Here is a 4418-nt window from a genome sequence, read left to right as displayed (position 1 = left end):
TTCCAATAAAATTCTAAATGTGTTTTCCCTGTAGCTACAACCAAGCTTCCAACAGGATTACCAATTGCTCTAAAAAACATATAAACACTTAAAATTCTCACCAATATAACAATATCCTCAAAACCAGCCCCATACATTACTTCCACTATAAATGGCGCAAATATTATAATAAGTGTATAAACATGTAGATTAATAGTAGAAACAATATTTATTAATTTTAGATAATTAGTTCTTAAAGACTCTATATGGTCTTGAAACTTTGATAAAGTTGGTGACGCTACTTTTATTAATATTGGATTTATTATTTGTGCTGGTCTAAAAACTAATTGCTTTGCTAAACTATAACCACCCAAAACTTCAGTAGAAAAAAGTTTCCCTATTATTAAAATATCTAAATCTCTATTAAAGTAATTTACTATTTGACCACCAACTTGATATATACCTATTTTTAGAAAAGGTAAAGTTTCCGAAAATCTATAATGAATTAAAAGTCCATGTTTTTTTATTCCTATAATTAAATAACAAATGTTGGAAAACAAATATTGAACTAGGCTTGAATATACTAAAGATAATACACCATAACCTTTTACCGCTAAAAAAACTGCAATAACCAATGATAATGACACGGCTATTATATCTATTATACTAACTTGTTTAAACCTTAAGTGCTTATATTCAATTGTTTTAAACTGTATTCCAATACCTGAAAAGATTAAATTCAATCCTATCAAGGGAATTAATTCATTTAGTATGGGCTCTTCATAGATTGAAGAAATAATAGGTGTTGTAAGCCAAAGAAGTAAGTAAAAAAATAAGCAAATTATAATATTGAACCAATATAGGCTTGCGTAATTTTGTTTAGATATATTCTGTTTGTGGAGAATTGCAGTAGATAAACCCATGTCACTAAACAAATTCATAAATCCCAAAACAAACATAATCAAAGCCATTAAACCAAAATCGTTTTTATCCAAAAAACGGGCCAAAACACTAATTTTTATAATAGCAACTAACGCATTACAAATAGTCGCATACGAAGTCCATTTTACACCTCTTAATACTTGGTCCTTTAGCGACATTCTTACCTAATGTATTTTAGTGTTTAACTTTGTAATTTCTTTTAAAACACGATCTTCATTAAAGATTGTATTGAGCATTGTTCTGTTATGAAGAATCTGTTTCTCATTAAGTTTACTATTTTTATAGGTGCTATAATCTTTATCAAGGTCAAAAACACTAATATTATTGTCAACAAAAAAAGCGTATGCTGGATTTTTTTTTGATAAATATACCCTTGATCCAAGGTATAACATTGCAATAATATTTCCCATTGCTTGTTGTCTATAATGATAAAAAACACCTACAGAACAAGATCTAAGAACCTCAATATAATCCTTTCTATTCATAAACTCTAATAACGGAACAAATGAGTCTCCAAAAAGTTCTTCGCCTTCTTTAATAATACATTCTCTATAATTGATGTTACCCCCATAACTGAGCGGCACATATATGGATAAATCATCATACCCCTCTTTTTGCTTGAAAATATGTTCTAGTGCATCTAAATGGTTTGATTCTTCTGAGTTCGAATTACCAATTAATATATTTACTGCGTTATTAGCTATATGTAAATCATTATTCCCTGCTAAATACTGATCAATAGTACTAAATGGGCAATTAATGTAATTAAAACTGTTGCTGTATTGGTTTGAGAAATATTTATAATCTTCTTCAAGATATGTTACAAAATAATCGACCCTCTTTAGGGCTCTATAAATCATAGAGTATCTATCCTCTTCCTTTGTAAACAAAAAATAAAGTTTTCTTAACACCCCATACTTCAAAATAACTCTACCAATTCTTAGTTTCGGTGTGGTTTGTAAAAGGTATTTATTTGTTAATGGTGCATAGGTTAAAGGCTTTATTTTAGGAAGACCGTAAACATCAAAACCCCATGTGTACCAAGCTATTTTTAAAGATTTAGATATTTTTAATATTGCCTTAGCATATTCTAAATGAAACGCATGAGTAAGAATGGTTGTAACATTATGCTTTTTAATAATGTCATTAATATCATCATTCAGTATTTGAAACTTTATCAATCTATCAGAAGAGCTAGTAATGTATTTATATGTTTCGCAATGTGACAATTCAAATACTAAAAAAAAACAGCTTTTATCAACTTTACTGAAGTTTTCAATAATTTGATCTGTTACTTTCTCATCTGTTACGAAGTGTAAAACCATTAATACTTCAATTCTTTTAATCGATTTATGACTTCTGTTACCTGATCATTAGATAGTTCATAATACATTGGTAATCTTAGTAGTTGGTTTGAGTATCTATCGCTTTCTCCAAGTATTCTTCCATCGTGCTTAGATTTGTAATATTGGCTATCGTGTAAACTTAAATAATGGAATACTGATAATATGCTACTGTCTTTTAGTTTTTCAATAGCTTTAGAACGGTCTTTTATACTATTAAAGACCAAATAAAACATATGCGCATTATTAGTTGCAAATTTAGGAACATAAGGAAGTTGAATATTGTTTTTATTTGCCCATTCACTTATACCTTCATAATATAAGTTCCATATTTTTTTTCTTTGATTTTGGATATCTTTCAAATTCTCTAATTGTGCCCACAAAAAAGAAGCAATAATTTCTGATGGTAAAAAAGAAGAGCCCATATCTACCCAACCATACTTATCAACTTCTCCTCTAAAGAATGAAGATCTATTGGTTCCTTTCTCCCATATAATTTCTGCTCTATCACTAAATTGAGAATCATTTATAACCAGCATACCTCCTTCTCCTGAGATTATATTTTTAGTTTCGTGAAAGGAAAACGCGGCCAAGTGACCAATAGAGCCAAGTGCTTTTTTTTCTCCATGCTTATTAGTGTAGTAACTATCAACCGCCTGAGCAGCATCTTCAATGACATATAAATTATGTTTATTGGCTACATCCATTATTTTATCCATATCACATGCAACACCAGCATAATGGACCAATACAATGGCTTTTGTTTTTTCTGTAATTAATGATTCTATCTCATCCTCATTCATTCCTGGATGATCTTTTCTACTATCTAGAAAAACAACTTTGGCACCTCTTAAAATAAATGCATTTGCAGTAGAAACAAAGGTGTAGGAAGGCATAATGACCTCATCACCACTTTTAATATCAATTAATATGGCAGCCATTTCTAAAGCGTCAGTGCAAGAGGTTGTAAGCATACATTTGCCAAAACCATATTGTTTTTCAAAGAAGTCTTGGCACATCTTAGTGTATTTTCCATTTCCCGAAATCTTACCCGTGCTAACAGCATCATACATATAATGCGTTTCTTTGCCTGTTAAATAAGGCTTATTAAATGGTGTTTTATATGTCATTTAAATCTTAATCTAAAATTTTTACTAAAATCAATCTTTTTATTTTCAGAATCAACCGCATTTAAAACCTTTAGCAGTCCTTTCCCGCATACAACTATTGGGAAATTATCCTCTTTAAAGATTACCTTCCCAACTGTCCTGTTTTCAATAACAACATCATCAATTGGTTGGCTATCGATTATGGTTATAAAGGCATTATTTAATTCAGCAACAGCTCCTGTGTATGGAAACCCAACAGCATCAATATGCCTAGCTATTTTATTAGCACTATTACTCCAGTTAATTCTATAATCATCATGGTTGCGCCACAAACTGTAGGTCGCTTTACTTTCATCTTGTTTTTCGCTCGAAAGCTCTTTACCACCTATTATGTTGGAAATTATCCTATTAGCGAGTTTAGAATAACCACCTGACACAATATTTATTGCTTCTTCAATTTTCATAGGGTACTCTATAGTGGATTTTTCACAATCTATTATATCTCCTTTATCATAATCATTTGAAGCAAATAAGGCGGTAACACCTATTTGGCTATCTCCATTTATTAGTGATGTAACCAAGGGATTAAAACCTCTTAAACGTGGTAATATTGAATCGTGAAAAACTATAAGTCTTTGGTTATTCGTATAATTAATTAGCTGTCTCCAACCAACAGCAATAGCATATTCCGTTTTAAATGATTTTTGATTATTAGAAACCACATAAGAAATCAAATTCTTGATACAAGATGCCTCAATATCTGCAGAATAGTCATTAATTACGTTTTTATCCTTACCTATTATAACTTTAGAGATATATTTAATATCCTCCTGTTTCACATTAAATAATAGACTTAATCCTTTTTTTCCTAATAAATATAATGTAATCATTTATTATAATTCTAATTCGATTTTTTCGTTAAGAACTGGCTTAGATAAAATAAAAGGGTCGTATTTATTGTCTACAACTCTTGTTCTGACAACTAAAGGTGGTATTTACAAAAGTTGTAATTTATGTACAAAAGTTGATACGATTCTTATTTTTG

4 protein-coding genes are annotated in these 4418 nt (G+C 29.9%); all 4 read right to left on the bottom strand.

Annotation, left to right across the window (positions count from 1 at the left end; translation table 11 throughout):
- On the bottom strand, positions 1 to 1079 hold a 1079-nt coding region (locus QZZ53_RS16925; protein ID WP_296386910.1), incomplete at its 3' end, for an MOP flippase family protein.
- A gap of 6 nt (positions 1080 to 1085) precedes the next feature.
- Positions 1086 to 2246 carry a TDP-N-acetylfucosamine:lipid II N-acetylfucosaminyltransferase gene (locus tag QZZ53_RS16920; protein ID WP_296386908.1) on the bottom strand — a complete coding sequence of 387 codons (1161 nt, stop codon included), beginning with the start codon at positions 2244 to 2246 and terminating at the stop codon, positions 1086 to 1088.
- Positions 2246 to 3394, bottom strand: coding sequence for a dTDP-4-amino-4,6-dideoxygalactose transaminase (gene rffA, locus QZZ53_RS16915; RefSeq protein WP_296386906.1), 1149 nt, complete (start codon positions 3392 to 3394; stop codon positions 2246 to 2248). The genes QZZ53_RS16920 and rffA overlap by 1 nt, the downstream gene beginning before the upstream one ends.
- The gene (locus QZZ53_RS16910) at positions 3391 to 4263 is read right to left on the bottom strand and encodes a formyltransferase family protein (protein ID WP_296386903.1); all 873 of its coding nucleotides are present in this window, start codon (positions 4261 to 4263) and stop codon (positions 3391 to 3393) included. Before QZZ53_RS16910 ends, rffA begins: the two co-directional genes overlap by 4 nt.
- Positions 4264 to 4418 lie beyond the last annotated feature (155 nt).

It is taken from the genome of Winogradskyella sp., from assembly GCF_016744625.1.
Lineage (GTDB): Bacteria > Bacteroidota > Bacteroidia > Flavobacteriales > Flavobacteriaceae > Winogradskyella.
Note: the sequence above shows the minus strand (reverse complement) of the source record. Positions and strands in the feature narration are given on the sequence as shown.